General features: G+C 42.1%; 13 protein-coding genes. 7 read left to right on the top strand and 6 right to left on the bottom strand.

The genetic code is table 11. The features are described from left to right. Positions 1-22 precede the first annotated feature (22 nt). A complete protein-coding gene (locus FCR06_RS27520; protein WP_138505448.1) occupies positions 23-310 on the top strand; it encodes a hypothetical protein in 288 nt (95 codons plus the stop codon). A gap of 62 nt (positions 311-372) precedes the next feature. Here the strand turns inward: FCR06_RS27520 and FCR06_RS27515 are convergent, their stop codons facing one another. Both FCR06_RS27515 and FCR06_RS27510 read right to left on the bottom strand, forming a co-directional pair. Next, positions 373-1053: a Uma2 family endonuclease gene (locus FCR06_RS27515; RefSeq protein ID WP_138505446.1), complete on the bottom strand. Its 681-nt coding sequence runs from the start codon at positions 1051-1053 to the stop codon at positions 373-375. A gap of 64 nt (positions 1054-1117) precedes the next feature. Then, positions 1118-1831 (bottom strand): class I SAM-dependent methyltransferase, encoded by a 714-nt coding sequence (locus FCR06_RS27510; protein ID WP_411268028.1) that lies wholly within the window; start codon positions 1829-1831, stop codon positions 1118-1120. Between the two features lie 45 nt (positions 1832-1876). On the opposite strand from FCR06_RS27510, the gene FCR06_RS27505 reads away from it, so the two are divergent. Together FCR06_RS27505 and FCR06_RS27500 are read left to right on the top strand one after the other, a co-directional pair. After that, entirely contained in the window at positions 1877-2692 is an 816-nt protein-coding gene (locus FCR06_RS27505; RefSeq protein WP_138505441.1) for a class I SAM-dependent methyltransferase, read from the top strand. A gap of 177 nt (positions 2693-2869) precedes the next feature. Next, positions 2870-5131, top strand: coding sequence for a cation:proton antiporter (locus FCR06_RS27500; protein WP_138505439.1), 2262 nt, complete (start codon positions 2870-2872; stop codon positions 5129-5131). Between the two features lie 13 nt (positions 5132-5144). Here FCR06_RS27500 and FCR06_RS27495 read toward each other — a convergent pair whose 3' ends face one another. The 3 genes from FCR06_RS27495 to FCR06_RS27485 form a co-directional block, all read right to left on the bottom strand. Then, a complete protein-coding gene (locus FCR06_RS27495; RefSeq protein ID WP_138505437.1) occupies positions 5145-6713 on the bottom strand; it encodes a metallophosphoesterase family protein in 1569 nt (522 codons plus the stop codon). A gap of 163 nt (positions 6714-6876) precedes the next feature. After that, the gene (locus tag FCR06_RS27490) at positions 6877-7302 is read right to left on the bottom strand and encodes a type II toxin-antitoxin system VapC family toxin (protein WP_138505435.1); all 426 of its coding nucleotides are present in this window, start codon (positions 7300-7302) and stop codon (positions 6877-6879) included. Between the two features lie 7 nt (positions 7303-7309). Further along, a complete protein-coding gene (locus FCR06_RS27485) occupies positions 7310-7525 on the bottom strand; it encodes a hypothetical protein (protein WP_138505433.1) in 216 nt (71 codons plus the stop codon). A gap of 580 nt (positions 7526-8105) precedes the next feature. On the opposite strand from FCR06_RS27485, the gene hflX reads away from it, so the two are divergent. The 4 genes from hflX to gshB all read left to right on the top strand — a co-directional run bounded on the left by hflX (position 8106) and on the right by gshB (position 14967). Further along, positions 8106-9851 (top strand): GTPase HflX, encoded by a 1746-nt coding sequence (gene hflX / locus FCR06_RS27480; protein WP_138505431.1) that lies wholly within the window; start codon positions 8106-8108, stop codon positions 9849-9851. Between the two features lie 705 nt (positions 9852-10556). Then, positions 10557-12908, top strand: coding sequence for a bluetail domain-containing putative surface protein (locus tag FCR06_RS33080; RefSeq protein ID WP_138505429.1), 2352 nt, complete (start codon positions 10557-10559; stop codon positions 12906-12908). 298 nt (positions 12909-13206) lie between these two features. Beyond that, positions 13207-13479, top strand: coding sequence for a glutaredoxin 3 (gene grxC, locus FCR06_RS27470; RefSeq protein ID WP_138505427.1), 273 nt, complete (start codon positions 13207-13209; stop codon positions 13477-13479). A 459-nt stretch (positions 13480-13938) separates the two neighbouring features. Next, on the top strand, positions 13939-14967 hold the full coding sequence (gene gshB, locus FCR06_RS27465; RefSeq protein WP_138505426.1) for a glutathione synthase: 1029 nt from the start codon (positions 13939-13941) through the stop codon (positions 14965-14967). 314 nt (positions 14968-15281) lie between these two features. Here the strand turns inward: gshB and ftsZ are convergent, their stop codons facing one another. Continuing rightward, complete coding sequence (gene ftsZ, locus FCR06_RS27460) at positions 15282-16592, bottom strand: cell division protein FtsZ (protein ID WP_138505423.1); 1311 nt, start codon at positions 16590-16592, stop codon at positions 15282-15284. Positions 16593-17002 lie beyond the last annotated feature (410 nt).

The following is a 17002-nucleotide window of genomic DNA, read 5'->3' as shown; positions in this document are numbered from 1 at the left end:
ATCTCTTATAAGCGGGAAACTCATGCAAATATTTAAAGTAATTGAAGACACAATTACCAAACCACCAATTCCACACGAACCATACAAGCAATCATTAAAAGCTTGGGCAATGTATTGTCTGCGAGATAAAGGCTTTAAGGTTGTTTACGCCCAAAATGCTGATTTTGCTATTGAAACTAAAGGTGCAGAAAAACTCTATTTTAAAGTTTCAAATAGCTCTGAAGATTTAGATAATTCTATTAGCTGGATAGTTTGGGATAGTACAAAAAAAAGCGCTACTCTCATTCCTAAAAATACAGAATCATCCTAATAAATCATGAATCTTGCTAAATATTTAACTATTCTGACTCTTAAATTCTGATTTCTAAAATTTTAACCAGACAACTGTTGTACGAATAGTTGATGTTCTGGTGAATTTAACCCTGACTGCAATACAGCCAAGACTTGCTGCATGTTGCCAGCAAGTAAATTTGACATTGACAACCACAAACCAGGAAATATTTGACTTTTAATAACTCCATCTGCATCCACTTCTAAGGATACATATTCTCCTTGTTGTAGACTAAACCAATCTAATTTATTTTCAAATATTTGCCAAATAATATATTCTTTTACCCCATTCCGACAATAGGCTTCTTTCTTATCATGTAAGTCAATAGCAACGCTGCTAGCTGCTATTTCTACTACAAGTTCTGGCGCACCTTCTATATAATCATCATCGCTAAAACGAGATTGTCCTTTAGCTGTTGGTGCGATTAATAGCACCCCATCTGGTTGCGGTTCATTATTTGCATCTAAGCGGACTGTTGGCTCAATTCCCAATCTCACACCAGGAGTTGATGCTTGATAAACTCCCAACCAAGTGATTGTATGACCATGTGGTTCAGCATGACTTTCAAAACGTAATGGGGATGCCAAGTATACAACTCCTTCAATTAATTCTGCCTTTTGATTGTCGGCCATTGCTTGATAGCGTCGCTCAAATTCGTAGCGAGTCAGGCGATCGCCATTTCCTAAAAAAGGAATTCCCTGCTTGAGTCCTAACTTGACCATGATTTTCTGCTCTGTAATCAGTCTTACTTTATTATGACTTGATACCTTAATTACGAATTACGAATTACGAATTAGGTAAATAGGGTTTCTCAAATACTATTAAATGCTGTCGAGGTAACAAATTTTTCGTTTCACGCCAAACTAAACCAACAGCTTGCATTTCTTTTCGGACTTGTTTTTGAGTCATTTTGTGCAGACGTTTAATTGCAATAAAAGGATTTTCACCCCGATACTCAACTAGTACCACTTTCCCTCCGGGTTTGAGTGCTTTGACAATTTTTTGCATTACTTCTTGGGGATACTCAAGTTCATGATAAGCATCTACCATCAATGCAAAATCAATACTTTCATCTGGTAAGTTTGGGTCAGTGAGTGTTGCTAAAACAGGCTCAACATTGGTAATATTTTTTTCGTGTTTGAACAATTCAATAATCTCCAACATTTCTGGCTGAACATCTACAGCCAACACTCTACCTGTTATTAATAATGGTGCGATACGAAAACTCAAATAACCAGTTCCAGCACCAATATCTGCTACCACATCATTAGGTTTGAGGTTAAGGACGCTGACTATTTTACTTGGTTGTTCCTGTTCTTCTCGGCTTGGACGTTCTAGCCAACCAGCGCCAGTGTATCCCATGACTTTGGCAATTTCCCGCCCCATGTAATATTTGCCGATACCATCTGGACTATGGATAATACGCTGTTCGTAAACAGTGGTGGATGAAGACGCGGCTTGTGCTGTCAAGGTTGGGTTCAGCAACGAGCAACTCAACATCACAACAAGAGTTACTATAAAGTGTAGAAAATTTGACATTTGGTTATGACTTTAGATAGTTATAAGCAGCAACTAAGAGAATTTTATGGTAGTAGAACTACTTATGACCATGAGGAAGGCACTCACCATCCTCTAGAAGCCAAGCTTCTACTTGAATTTGTGCCCTTACATTCAGGACAGAAAATCCTTGATGTGGCAACTCGAAGAGGTTTAGTTGCGATAGAAGTAGCTAAAAAAGTTGGTTCAGATGGCTATGTGATTGGAATTGACATCACCCCTGGAATGTTGCATCAAGCAAGACAAAAGATTACAGCAGCAAAATTACAAAATATCGAGTTGATTGAAGCAGATGCCGAATATTTCAACTTTAGTGATAGTAGTTTTGATGTTATCTTTTGCTGTGAAGCAATTGTACTTTTTCCTGATATCCTTGCTGCTTTGCAAAAGTGGTATCGCATCCTGAAAACAGGAGGATTTGTGGCATTTACCTTTCCTCCCGAAACTGCTTATACAGCATCTCTTCAGCAGAAAATCTGCGCTAGAGTTTTGGGTATATCACTACCACATATCCTTGAACCACTTGGGACTCCAGAAAAATGTCGTAATTTGCTTAATCAAGCAGATTTTAGAGATATCGAAATTAAGATTGAGCCATCAGAACGTTACCGTCCTCTTAGAGATAACAGATTATCACAGATAGCAATTAATATAAATTTTAAAAGTAATCCAGTGTTGTTAAAATTATCACAAGAACAATTAAATCAGTTGCAAGTTGAGTACAAAGCTGAAATTGAAAAATTAGTAACCGCTCAAGGTATTCGGGAAGATACAACAAAGTTCTTTGTTCGCGCTCAAAAATAAGTTGATGAGCAAAGCTTTGCTGCTGAACTGACAGTTGGGGCGATCGCACATGATAATCTTGCTGTTAATAATGACAACGACAGCTTAATCTCTTAGACCGATGTGGAAGTAAACATTTTCAGGATTAACTTGAAGCAGCCCCTTTAAAAATTCCTTATCCCACCTTTAGACGCTTATATGCAAAACCTATCCCTAATGCTACTGCCCGTACTAGCTGCACAGAAAGGAGCAGGTGCTAGTCTGATTAAACCTCTCGGTCATCACGAACTGTTGTTGGTGCTGGTACAACTGTCGCTGTTGCTTTTAGTAGCGCGGGGATTAGGTGAGTTGATGCGCCGGATTAACCTACCGCCTGTTGTTGGAGAATTACTCGCAGGTGTGGTGCTTGGCCCTTCTTTATTCGGTTTGGTTTTTCCAGACTTACAGGCGCATATCTTTCCCAAAAGCCAAGAACAGTCCGATCTACTTTCAGTAATTTCTTGGTTAGGGGTGTTATTTTTGCTGATTGTGACCGGGTTGGAAACGGATTTAAAGCTGATTCTGCGTAAAGGTAAAACGGCTCTGCTGATTTCACTCGGTGGAATTATTGTCCCGTTTATCACCGGATTTGGACTAGGCTGGGTATTGCCAGATAGTTTTTTAAGCGACCCAGAAAAGCGACTGGTATTCAGTCTGTTCATCGCTACAGCGATGAGTATTTCAGCAGTACCAGTGATTGCTAAGGTGTTGATGGACTTGAACCTGATTCGCCGTGACATTGGTCAAGTTACCTTAGCAGCCGGCATGACCGATGACACCATTGGCTGGATTTTACTTTCTGTGGTTTCAGGTTTAGCTAGCAGCGGCAAATTTGACTTTGGGACAATTTTCCATTCTGTCAGTGCAGCGATATTGTTTCTCGGCATTGCCTTTACAATTGGGCGTACCATCGTAGACCAGATTTTGCGCTGGGTTGATGACTACGTTGGTGGCGTTGCTGCTAGTATGTCGGTTGTACTGATTCTTTCACTTTCAGCAGCCGCCCTTACCCACGCATTAGGTCTGGAGGCTGCCTTAGGTGCTTTTGTGTTGGGGATTCTGGCAGGTCAATCCCGCCGCTTTAGCAATGAAGCTGGACATATGCTAGAAGTCTTCACAGCCAGCTTTTTAGCGCCAATTTTCTTCGCAGCAGCAGGCTTGAAAGTTAATTTGCTAGCCTTGTTAGTTCCCCAGACCTTGATATTTGGTTTGATTGTGCTTGCTGTTGCCTGTATTGGGAAATTTACAGGTGCTTACATTGGTTCTCGCGTCGGCGGCTTGAGTCATTGGGAAGCCTTAGCGATGGGTTCGGGAATGAATGCACGTGGCGCGATGGAAATTGTTGTTGCCACAATTGGTTTATCTTTGGGAGTTCTCAATCCCCAAATGTACTCAATTATAGTTATGGTGGCGATTGTGACTTCTTTGATGGCTCCACCTCTTTTACGTTACACCCTGTCGAAAGTAGTTATGGGTGAAGAGGAAGCTCGACGTTTGGAACAGGAAGAACAGGCCAGCCGTAGCTTTGTCAAGCAGATTCACCGTATTTTACTTCCCACCAGTGGTGGTCCCAACATCCAACTGGCGGCGCAATTAGTTGGTCACATGGCTCACCAAAACTCGATAGAAGTCACAGCCCTATATGCCCTGAGTGATAAGCAACCTCAAAGCAAAGGACGCCGGATGGCAACCCAGGTCAAAGATACCGCTGCTGAGCAAGCTCTTGTCTCTGTTGTTGAGGAAATGCAGCTACCTACTGATACCACTCTGCAAACAAAAACAGAGTCTGGGCGCTCTAAAGTAGAAGTGATTCTAAATGAAGCAAACAAAAACTATGACTTAATTGTACTGGGAGCCTCTGAACAGATACGCCCTCAAAAAGCATTATTCAATTTGCTTGTTGACCGGGTAGTACAAGAAGCCCCTTGTGCAACGATGGTAGTGAAGTCGCACCTGCTCCAACCCAAAGGTGAGACATGCAAAATCGCCCAACAAGAGTTGAAAAACATTCTTGTGCCAACAGTGGGTACAGAATACAGCAAAAATGCCGTAGAGGTAGCAAGTACGATCGCAGCTCAGACTGGGGCACTAGTGATGATTGTGAACGTGATTAATTTACCACAGGTTGAGTATATTCTTTCCGAGCAGCGATCGCTAGCTCCAGTGAAGGAAATTGCTCACGATTTGCTCGAACAGCAAGCAGCAATTGGCCGCAATTTAGGCGCTGATGTCAAAACCTATATTCTTCAAGGAACCAGCCCAGAAAGGGAAATCCTCAAGTTTGCCCAAACCAAGCAAGTTGATTTAATTATTCTCGGGAGCAGTATCCGAATGATTACAGGTCGTGTTTTCTTCGGTCACAGAGTAGATGCAATTCTGAATAAAGCACATTGCCCAGTAGCTGTGATTACTGTGCCATAGTCTTTTTAGCCGTCTAAATCACAAAAGGTTCAAGTTCACTGTTATACCACTGTTTGCCAACACGCTCAGTAACCAGTGGTCTAACAATAAACTTTGGTGGATGACTATCTAAAACATCAATCCGCACGCATGAGTAAGGCAGTCGCTTTTGAAAATTGTAGTCATGCCGACCAACAAAAAGCAATGAATCAGCAACTTTACGAGTGGGTTTATCTGGAATTTCAGCAAAAGTCTCCATCAATTCAGTCCCCCCTCGCCGTTGATAGCGAGGACGATGACCACTACCACCAGAAATAATGCAGTTGATGTGAGAATCAGCAAATCCGGTATCAGTTGTGCGGAGATATTCCAAACAGTGAGCGTGACCGTTTAAAATTAAATCGACTATCGGACGCTCTTTAGTTAAACAACCAACAGTTTCGGCTACTTGTTCAAACACCCAGCGCAAGCGGTGGCGAACTGCCAAGGTTTGCGCCTGATGCCATTTTGTAGCCTCTGTCACATAAGGTGGATGGTGGAAAAAGATGATACGTCCGCGCACCTCGGAAGTATTCCAAGATTCGATGAGTCTGCTTCGTAACCATTCAAGTTGTTCAAAATCGATCGCAGGCATTTTCTCAGATGTTAACTGTTTTTCAATATCGATTTTAATTTCATCAATTTGGTCTAATTTAGCACTCAGTTCATCGAGTTTTTCCGCTTCGGTGGGTTTAGCTGGGTTTAGTCCATCGGATATTTTTAAAATCTGCAATTCTTCTTTATTTATCTCATCGCGACCCTTTTGCAATTGGCGACGGTAAATTTCTCCTTCTTGAGTTCCAGGTAAAGGTGATGGTGTATTAAAGGTATTAGAATCGAGTGCAAAAAAGTCAATCCCCCCGTAACGAAACGTATAATAGCGATTGGGTAAGCGGGTAAACTCTCCAGGTTGGTAACGCAAACAGCGTCCCCTGTCAGTTTTAGCAGTATAGTGCCGAGCTAAATGACTTTCTAACTTTTGGGAAGACATTGCCGCTGTATAATCCATAAACGCCCGTGCATAGGCATTACCTTGATACGAACCATGCCAGCCAATCTCGATATCTTTGTAGCCTAACAGCCAACGTAGTGATGATGTTGTTCCAGTAACTAAACGGTACATTAACGGCACATCATAGTAATCATGATTACCAAGTACAGGCAGGAACGGCAAATTAAAGACCATACGGTCATAGGAAATCTTTTTCGGGTTCTCGCCACCTACAAGAAATTCTCGGTAAGGTTCAATAAAGTTTGTTGAGTAATACTCTTGAGAACCCACGACATAGATTACATCTCCGGTATGCAACACAAAACTGCAATCCTCGCGGTGAGCAAGCATCAGTTCGGCAACTTTTCGTTGGGGGTGGTATGGAGAATGGGATTTAGTACCAGAATCACCGATAACCATAAAGGAAAATTCTGGATTATCATTTTTGCGATCGTCAATAACTATGCTAGTTTGGTCAATTCCCCGTTGCACAAAACTCGGATGCATCCACCGCACCCGTTCCTTCATCTTTTGAATTTTCACAGGAATCGGTGGGTCGGAAATCAAATTCATGGCTAGATAACTCGTGAATGCCTAACGCATAAGCCGATTGTAACGAAATAATAAGGACTGGGAAAGATGAGGGAGATGAGGCAGTGGGTAATAGTGAATCAATAATGGGTAAACTGCTCAATACCCAGTCCCCATTACCTAATCCCCAATCTCCAGTCCCCAGTTACGGCAAATTTTCTCGCAATAATGCTCGAAATCCGGCTTGTTGAAAATGCTCGTCAGCAGTTAAGGCTTCAGTGATTCCACTATATTCCATTACGATAAAAGACACGCAATCGACAAATCCCCATTCTTTCTCAGTTCGTTCGCAATAAAGCTGAAAAGCGCGTTCGTAGAGTTCCTGGGAAAGGGGGACAATCTCTACTTTAGAATCTGCTACCAAAGAATTTAATAATACGATCGCTGCTTGACGATAAGGTAGTTGAGATAAGGCATTGCCAATCTCCAACATAATAGCCTGTGTTGTCACTAAACGGGTTTCTGCCGCTTGTAACATTTTAGCCAGATGTAAAGCTCGGTAATGCAAGCGATCGCTTGGTGCAGATAAGGCAATAGCAAATGATGTATCAAGAAAGACTTCGGAGTGCATGAAAAGTTTATTTAGCGTACAAATATTTATCTATATTGGTAGACCAATCAGGCGAGCCTTCGAGGCTGAGCGATCGCGCCGTTTGCAAGAATGATACTGTTTGATGTTCAATAGGCGGTAAAATTTCAATACTGATTTGCACACGGGTATTAGTTGGCAGTGCGATCGGTTCAGATGGATAGAACACTTTGCCATTAAACACAGCTATGATTTTTTCTATCATTTGACTCAAAAAATTCTTTTAGTCTATCCTAAGCTGGTTGTAGTCATACGGGTAGATTAAACGACGCAATCACTAGTGAAGAGTGCTGAATTAAAAGGTTGCTTTTAAAGGACTGTTTCATTTGGTCAAACAGGTAAAGCTAAAATTGCGAATTTAATACCAATTTTAAAAATGATTGCAACAGATGAATTGCTACAAGCGATTACCACTAACTCTTTGGTAAGCGAAAGTCTGTCTTGGAAAGTTCCGCTCACCGACTTTTAGCGCTCAGACTTGCTGCAAAATTCAAAATAGTGTCATAGTCTCCAAATTAAGCCTCTACAGACATTAGGGACTTCCAATTAAAAAAATATTCCATCCCTGCGGGACGCTACGCGAACGCCTTGAGGGCAGGGGAGCAGCGAGCAGGGAGCAGGGGGAGAGAAAGTCGTTTTGATGGGCATGAAATTGGATAATTTATTTTCTGGAAGTCCCTTAATTGAAATCCCATCCCTCAGAGGAGAGAGTTAGCAGCCTGAAGCCTGTTGTAAAATAGACATAAGTAAGATTTGGGGGGCCATTTAACTGGCCAGAAACGCCTATAGAGACTATTTTTGGAAATCTCCAAGGTCTAAAGACCAGCCAGCTGAAACAACTACAGCGGCTTTATCACCAACGCATACCAGGCGTTAGCATCACCACGCCTGAGTTTTCCCAGCGTTTGGCAGCAATTAGCACAGAACTCAATCAACCTGTGTGTGCCTACCTCAACCGTCGCGGACAAGTGATTCGTGTGGGGGTAGGTACACCGCGTCAAACGCAAATCCCACCACTGGAACTGCCCCGTTACGGTGCAGAACGACTGTGCGGTATTCGTTGTATCGCCACTCATCTCAAGCCAGAACCGCCGAATGAAGCGGCACTGACGGCTATGGCGCTCCAACGATTAGATGCTTTGGTTGTGCTAAACATTACTAAAACAGGATTTACACGACGGGGAGGTGGCGCTACTGGGTACGTTAAAGAAGCTTATTTGGCTCATTTAACGCCCCAAGACTCTCGCACTTTGATTACTACTCCTGCTGACTTGAAGGTAGACCAGAAGCAAGTTCAATCTCCGAGTTGGAGTATATCGCCACCTTTAGAATTGGATGAACTGGCGCAGCAAGATTTGCTCGACTTAGTGGAAAATCTGGAAGCCGAATTCCAACGGGAATTTATCGCCCAGGAAGTAGACGCTGACCATGATCGCGTGTTAATTGTTGGGTTAATGACCGATGAAATGACCCCCCAACAATTCCAAGACACCCTCGCAGAATTAGCACGTTTAGTTGATACTGCTGGCGGAGATGTATTGCAGACAATACAACAAAAGCGATCGCGGATTCATCCCCAGACAGTAGTGGGTGAAGGTAAGGTGCAAGAAATCGCCCTCACAGCCCAAACACTAGGAGTCAATCTCGTCGTCTTTGACCGCGACTTATCTCCATCCCAAGTCCGCAATCTAGAAGCACAAATCGGTGTCCGTGTAGTTGACCGCACCGAAGTAATTTTGGATATTTTCGCCCAACGCGCTCAGTCCCGGGCTGGTAAATTACAAGTAGAACTAGCACAGTTAGAATATATGCAGCCACGACTGGCTGGTAGAGGTCGCACCATGTCCCGATTGGGTGGTGGTATTGGTACTCGCGGTCCTGGTGAAACTAAACTGGAAACTGAACGACGTGCCATTGGGCAGCGGATTTCCCGACTACAAAAACAAGTCAACCAGTTACAAGCGCATCGTTCGCGCTTACGACAGCGACGACAGCATCAAGAAGTTCCCTCAGTTGCTTTGGTTGGGTACACTAACGCTGGTAAGTCTACTCTATTAAATGCTCTGACTAACGCAGAAGTTTATACAGCCGACCAGCTATTTGCCACTCTTGATCCTACTACTCGCCGCTTAGTAATTCCTCATGGCGAAACTGATGAACCTCAAGAAATTCTGGTTACAGATACGGTAGGATTTATACACGAACTGCCAACATCGTTAATGGATGCCTTCCGCGCTACGTTGGAGGAAGTCACGGAAGCTGATGCGCTAGTGCATTTGGTAGATTTGTCTCATCCAGCTTGGTTGCGTCATATTCGTTCAGTCAGGGAAATCTTGGCGCAAATGCCAATCACTCCTGGGCCAGCGCTGGTTGTTTTCAACAAGATAGATCGAGCTACTAGTGAGACACTAGCTCTAGCCAGAGAAGAATTTCCCCTGGCGGTATTTATTTCTGCGAGTCAGCGGTTGGGATTAGAAACCCTACGCCAGCGCCTTGCCCAGCTGATTGAATATGCCGTTGACTGTGGATAAATATTGAAATATAATAACTTTTTTAATTATATTGAAACTCAGTATTAATACTGAGTTTTTTATTGTATGAGATCAAAATAAGAAAGTATTTTTGAACGTGAGGCTTGTATTATAAATAACCTTTACTTGAGTATATAGAGTGCTAAAAGGCTTTCCCTGGGTGCATCTGATTTGACATCGATAGCAAGCAGCAAATTCTCATCATTAACAACTAAGGGACTTCCAATTAAAAAAATATTCCATCCCTGCGGGACACTACGCGAACGCCTTGAGGGCAGGGGAGCAGGGAGCAGGGAGCACAGGGAGCAGGGGGAGAGAAAGTCGTTTTGATGGGCATGAAATTGGATAATTTATTTTCTGGAAGTCCCTAAGTTTTACCATTTTGTTGTACAAGCATTAATTAACATCAAATATTTATCTCGCAGATAGGGGATGCGGAGAATTTTAAGCTCTGCAAAGTTGAATTGATAGACTATTGTTTCATTTAACACATACCTATTTTAAAATTTCTCTGTGAAAGGGATTTTATTAGTGTTTTTAGCGATCGCTTGAATCTATAACTAGCAACTAAGTTGCTAGCACAAAAATTGTTGTTAATCGGGTTGAGCCGTTATACCATATTTATTGGCAGACCTCAAGCTCTGGTACGCTGCGTAAATTATATAAATATAAGTTATACAAATATTTATTCAGGAGCATAAGTTTATGACCTCAACCACAACTTATACTTACGATGCTGCTGGCAAACTGATATCTGAAAGCATAGATAATAACAGTGATGGGACAATAGACTCAGTTATTACCTACGGTTATAAACTGACATTCTCCACTAGCTCCTTCAACGGCAACACCAACAATTATGTTGCAACCTATACCTATGACGCCAACGGCAACCAAACATCTCTAAGCGAAGACAACGACGGCGACGGCATCGCGGATAGAGTCACAATCTCTACTTATAATGCTAATGGCAATAAGACATCCGAGAGCTATGTTCAAGATGGCATAACTGATGAAGTTTATACCGCTACTTATGATGCCAACGGCAATCTAATATCCTCATATTCTAGCTACGAATATACTGGTCCTCAATCCTATAACGCTACTTATGATGCCAACGGCAGACTGACATCCTATAGCTTTACAGCCAGCAGCGACAGTGGGGGCATAATTGATGAAGTGGTTACTTATACTTATGATATCAACGGCAATGTGATATCCGAAAAAGTTGACAACCGCTATGACGCTGATTATGTCAGAACCTACGCTTATGATGCCAACGGCAACAAGACACTCTCATCCTATAGCTATGATGACAACGGCGACGGCATCGCTGATGGTATATATACTTATACTTATGATGCCAACGGCAAGGTGACATCCTCTAGCTATGACTTCAATGGCGACGGGGTAACTGATAGTGTCACAACCTATACTTATGATGCTAATGGCAACAAGACATTTGAAAGAGTTGACGAAAACGGCGACGGCACAGTTGACGCAACAGTCTATACGGCTACTTATGATGCTAATGGCAACAAGACATTTGAAAGCAGAAACTACAGCGTCAACGGCATAGCTTACGTAGATGTATATACAGCTACTTACGATGCCAATGGCAGACTGACATCCGAAAGCGAAGACGACGACGGCGACGGCAAAGTTGATCGTATCAGAACCTATACTTATGACGTCAATGGCAATGTAATATTTTATAACCGTGATGACAACGGTGATGGCAAAGTTGATTCTATCAGTACTTATACTTATGATGTCAATGGCAATGAGACATCATATAGCGAAGACAACAACAGTGACGGCAAAGTTGACAGAGTCATACTTTATACTTATGATGCCAATGGCAATGAGACATCCTATAGCGAAGACAACGACGGGGACGGCAAAGTTGATTATGTCACTACCTCTATTTATGATGCTAATGGCAGAAAAATATCTTATAGCCGTGACGACAATGGCGACGGGATAGCTGATTATGTCAGTACCTCTACTTATGATGCTAATGGCAATGAAATATCTTCTAGTAATGACTATAATGTCGCAAGCTATACTTATGGACGCACAACCGCCAGCTATGACAAAAATAATGATGGTGTAATTGATGCGGTTGGCACTTACAGCTATGATTTTAGCGGCAAGCTGGAATCACTGAAGATTGACAATAATAAAGATGGCATTGTTGATGAAGTCACTGCTTATAAATATGATGCTAAGGGCAAACTAACTGCACAGAAAATTGACAATAATCGTGATGGCATCATTGATGAAGTCACTGTTTACAGTTACAACGCTAAAGATAAATTAACTGCACAAATAGTAGACAAGAATAATGTTGGCATCGCTAACGAGATTACAACTTACAACTACAATACCAATGGCACACTGACCTCCACAGATATTGACAACAATGCCGATGGCATAACTGATGCAGTTGCCAGTTATCTGTATGATGGCAATGGTCAACTCATCAGGCAGACCACCACACAAGGAACTGTCCAAGGTAAAACCTTATGTGGTGGCAACTCTAAAGATACACTCATTGGTGGGGCTGGCAATGACAAAATTTCTGGCAAAAACGGCAACGATAAACTCCTTGGATTAGCCGGAAATGATAAATTAGTTGGTGGCAAAGGTTGTGACCTGCTTAATGGCGGCGCTGGTAGCGATATTCTCACAGGTGGTGCTGGCAGTGATACATTTGTATTTAGCAGCCTAAGTGATTCGCTGCTGTCCAGTTTTGATGTGATTACTGACCTTAACATTTATCAAGATAAAATTGATGGCATCAATACTGTTTCAGCTGCTAATGTGGTTCAACTGGGTACTGTTGATAGTCTGAAGTTGTCAAATGTACAACAAATATTGAGTGCAACTGCTTTTGTAGCTAAAGGTGCGGCTACTTTTACCCTGGGTGCAGGCAATGAACAACGGACTTTTCTAGCACTCAATAATAATACTAATGGATTCTCTGCTCTCACAGATGCCGTAATTGAAATTACTGGATACAAAGGCAACTTAACTCATTTAGCGATCGTCTAATCTAAGTTACTTAAAAATAATTAAGTATTTTCATCCTAATTCTAAGTGAAGATGGGCTGGCAGCAGTAGTTCACAGGAATTGAGTCATTAACACGCAACTTTCTTACTCGGTCGAGGCGACGATCGGCTGAATCTATAACTAACAACTTGAGTTATTAGATTTAATATTCTGTTAACTAATTTTTACTTTTCAAACCCAGTTAGGCATGTTTGAGAATAAAGTGAAAACTGCATAGAGCAGCTATAGCCAGTGGCAAAGTTCTAAAATTAAGAAGTATTAAATCAATTTGAGGACTTTATGGCTGGAAAAGTAGAAATTTATACTTGGAGGACTTGCCCATTTTGCATCCGTGCCAAAAATTTGCTGAAAGATAAGGGAGTTGAATTTATCGAATACAGCATTGATGGAGATGAAGCAGCCAGAAATAAAATGGCTCAAAGAGCAAATGGACGCCGTTCTTTACCGCAAATTTTTATTAATGATGTTCATATAGGTGGTTGTGATGATATCCACGCTTTAGACACTCAAGGTAAGCTGGATAAACTACTAGCTTCTAGCAATAGCGTTTAGATTCACAAGGGATTGCAAACCCTGGCTACAAGTCGCTAGATACACATGGCAGTCGCTAAAACTCTCGAAAAGCAAAGCGCTGCCTTATTTACTGAGTTTTATCTACAAAAGCAGTGTTTATCAAAATATTAGCTTCTTCTAATTTATATGACTTAGGGACTTCCTCTGTAAAAAATATCTCACTGTTCACACTCAACGATCAACACTCATCAGCGATCACTCAGCAACTTTAAACGGGATAATTTATTTTTTGGGGTTTTCTTACATTTAATTTTTGAACTTACTCCTAAAGGCAGGCAATAGGAAAAATTAATTGTCTGTTGCCTTAAAATGTCCGGTATTTTTTCATGCCATCAAATCGAATTTCTATATGCTTAACGCGTATACGTCAATTGGTGAGAACATCAAGAGATAATAATTAAATAAGCATATAATTTTCTGGTGATTGAGGTAGAAAGGGTGAAACTGGCTTTTATCATTGATCCTATCCATCAGCTTGACCCTTGTCATGATACCAGCGTTGCCCTAATGGAAGCAGCGCAAATCTTGGGGCACGAAGTTTGGGTGACTCAGGTAAATCTACTGAGTGTGGTGGAGGGGAAAGCTTGGGCAGTCTTACAGCGAGTAGAACTTGTACCAATACATTTGGTGGAGGGACGCTGGGTAGCAGCGAATCCTTGGTATCAGTTGAGCGATCGCTTTTTCGCTTCCTTAGAAACAATGGATGCCGTATTCATGCGGACAGATCCACCAGTCAATGATTCCTACCTTTATGCCACCTATATTCTGGATTACATTGACCAAAATAAAACTTTGGTGGTTAACAATCCCAATGGTATCCGAGGGGCAAATGAAAAAATGTACGCCCTCCAATTTACCAAAGCAATTCCAGAGACGATTGTTAGCGCTGATAAGCAGTTTATCCAGCAATTTGTGGAAGCAAAGGGAGCTGCGGTTCTCAAACCATTGGGTAACAAAGCTGGGGAAGGAATTTTGATTTTGCAATCGGGCGATCGCAATTTCAACTCGATTATCGAACTCAGTACTCTCCAAGGTAAAGTACCAGTAATGGTGCAGACCTATTTACCCCAAGCAAAACAAGGAGATAAGCGAATTATCTTACTCAATGGCGAACCGATTGGTGCCCTCAATCGCCTTTCTAACGGCATTGATTTTCGCAATAATATGGCAACTGGTGGTACAGTCGCTCAAACCGAAATTACTCCAACAGAGTACGAAATCTGCACCCAAATAGCTAAACGTTTACGCCAAGATGGGTTAATTTTTGTGGGTATTGACGTTATTGGTGGCTACTTAACTGAAGTTAACGTCACCAGTCCCACCGGAATTCGTGAGATTGACCGCCTAGATGGTACTCGTTTGGGTCATCAGGTTATTCAATGGATTGAACAAACTTTGAACAAGAATACAGAATTCAGAGTAGAGAATTCACAATCAATTACCGGGGAATTGGGACTTGCCACCTAATTTAAATAAATATATCTACTAAGTTAAATGGATCACAGGGGTAGATGTAGCGATCGCATCGCATCCTAAATCGAGCAAGTCTTGCGGTTTTTTTTGACAAAAACACAGTTAGACACGGGAATCAGCGGACTCCTGCCCAAGTTTATTTTGTAAGTAACGTTGGGAAATTTCTTTACCAATTAGCAAAATTAGGAATGGCAACATAATTGCTTACCCCTGCCCTTGGTAAAACCCTGAAACTAGCTTCCTTTTATACAGCACTCAGTTTTACGTAAGAATACAAAGTGAATCTCAAATCTCAAATCCAAAATTGATTAATTTCGTGGTGTACGTCGGTTTCTCAGAAAATCGGGGATATCCAATCCAGGTTTTTCTTTTGGCTCTGGAATTGAGGTTGGAGTTGGGGTTGGAGTTGGGGTTGGAGGATTAACTGTGGGTTGCTGTGTTGTTGGTCGCTTGGGAGTATTAGGTGCTACCCGAACGTTGGCCACGCTTTGTTGTGGTGCTGTTTGTACTTCGCCTGTAAACCCGGTAGCAATTACAGTAATTCTGACCTCACCTTGGAGCCTGTCATCAATGACAGCACCAAAAATAATATTTGCGTTGGGATCGACTACTTCATAGATTGCTTCTGCGGCAGCATTCACTTCATGCAAAGTCAGGTCAGTACCACCAGTAATATTAAAGACAACACCTCTGGCACCTTCGATGGAACATTCTAGTAAAGGCGAAGAAATAGCGGCGATCGCCGCTTCTCTGGCTCTAGATTTTCCAGAGCTAACGCCAATTCCCATCAATGCCGATCCTGCATCCGCCATTACAGCTCGAACATCAGCAAAGTCAACGTTTACCAAACCTGGGATCGTAATGATATCAGAAATTCCTTGCACCCCTTGACGCAGGACATCATCTGCATAGCGAAAAGCTTCTTGCACGGGGGTTTGTTCCGGGATCACTTCCAGCAGTTTGTTATTGGGGATAATAATCAGCGTATCTACCCTACTTTTTAGTCCTTCAATACCTTGTTCTGCTTGGCTAGTGCGGCGGCGTCCCTCAAAAACAAATGGACGTGTAACCACACCAACAGTTAGAGCGCCCATTTCTTTGGCTACTTCTGCGACAATCGGGGCTGCACCTGTTCCAGTACCGCCGCCCATACCAGCAGTGATAAATACTAAATCTGCACCCTCTAAAGCCGTGGCAATTTCGTCTCGTGATTCCTCAGCCGCCTTTTGACCAATGGCAGGATTTCCACCTGCTCCTAAACCCCGCGTTAGCTTCTGTCCGATTTGCAATCGACTCGGAGCGCCAGCTAAGGTCAGAGCTTGGGCATCAGTGTTAATTGACCAAAACTCTACACCAGAGACATCAGACTCTATCATGCGGTTAACAGCATTGCCGCCACCGCCACCGACACCAATCACTTTAATGTTGGCAACGCGACCGGGGACAATCTCACCAATTCTGTTATTTTCCGGAGAAATCTTCTTATTTTCGTGATTTTGTCCAAAGTTTAGTCCAGAGTTATTAAAAGGATTGGTCGAGTTAACCGACACAGAGAAGCCAGGTTGTCCGGTAGACTGGGAATCTTTATAGGTAAGTCCTTGGTTATTATCAAGTGTCATTGGATTTGTCAGAGGTAGATAAACGACTTTTTGGGGGTGTTATTCAACTAGGAGTCAACTATAGTTTGACACTGCCATAACATTGTGGCAGTGTTTTTTATTGTTTTCACTACTGCCAAGCCTAACAGAATTCGCTGTGCGAAAATTTACTTTGGGATAAGCTTTTAACGCAGGCGATCGCATAGCGAATTGTACAGAAGTATAATTCGCTCTTACGTAGTCAAATCTAGCCAGACTACTACACATATGTTTGAGCAATACTAATTTCTGGATAATTACCTTGAATATATTTAAATACCTACATGTATCTAAAAGTCTTCTGTATAACTTTAACCAGACATTAATCTCTTCACTTTCCTCGGGGGATGGCATGACTTGTAAAGACACGCCACAGAGGATTTTATCTGCCC

The sequence above is a fragment of the Nostoc sp. PA-18-2419 genome (assembly GCF_005869855.1).
GTDB lineage: Bacteria > Cyanobacteriota > Cyanobacteriia > Cyanobacteriales > Nostocaceae > Nostoc.
This window is presented reverse-complemented; position numbering and strand designations above follow the sequence as displayed.

Bases quoted from the DNA above. Each gene is read 5' to 3' on its own strand.
- FCR06_RS27520 (WP_138505448.1), top strand. From the start codon at position 23: ATGCAAATATTTAAAGTAATTGAAGACACAATTACCAAACCACCAATT.
- FCR06_RS27490 (WP_138505435.1), bottom strand. From the start codon at position 7,302: ATGCACTCCGAAGTCTTTCTTGATACATCATTTGCTATTGCCTTATCT.
- ftsZ (WP_138505423.1), bottom strand. From the start codon at position 16,592: ATGACACTTGATAATAACCAAGGACTTACCTATAAAGATTCCCAGTCT.
- FCR06_RS27485 (WP_138505433.1), bottom strand. From the start codon at position 7,525: ATGATAGAAAAAATCATAGCTGTGTTTAATGGCAAAGTGTTCTATCCA.
- FCR06_RS33080 (WP_138505429.1), top strand. From the start codon at position 10,557: ATGACCTCAACCACAACTTATACTTACGATGCTGCTGGCAAACTGATA.
- FCR06_RS27515 (WP_138505446.1), bottom strand. From the start codon at position 1,053: ATGGTCAAGTTAGGACTCAAGCAGGGAATTCCTTTTTTAGGAAATGGC.
- FCR06_RS27495 (WP_138505437.1), bottom strand. From the start codon at position 6,713: ATGAATTTGATTTCCGACCCACCGATTCCTGTGAAAATTCAAAAGATG.
- FCR06_RS27510 (WP_411268028.1), bottom strand. From the start codon at position 1,831: ATGTTGAGTTGCTCGTTGCTGAACCCAACCTTGACAGCACAAGCCGCG.
- grxC (WP_138505427.1), top strand. From the start codon at position 13,207: ATGGCTGGAAAAGTAGAAATTTATACTTGGAGGACTTGCCCATTTTGC.
- FCR06_RS27500 (WP_138505439.1), top strand. From the start codon at position 2,870: ATGCAAAACCTATCCCTAATGCTACTGCCCGTACTAGCTGCACAGAAA.
- FCR06_RS27505 (WP_138505441.1), top strand. From the start codon at position 1,877: ATGACTTTAGATAGTTATAAGCAGCAACTAAGAGAATTTTATGGTAGT.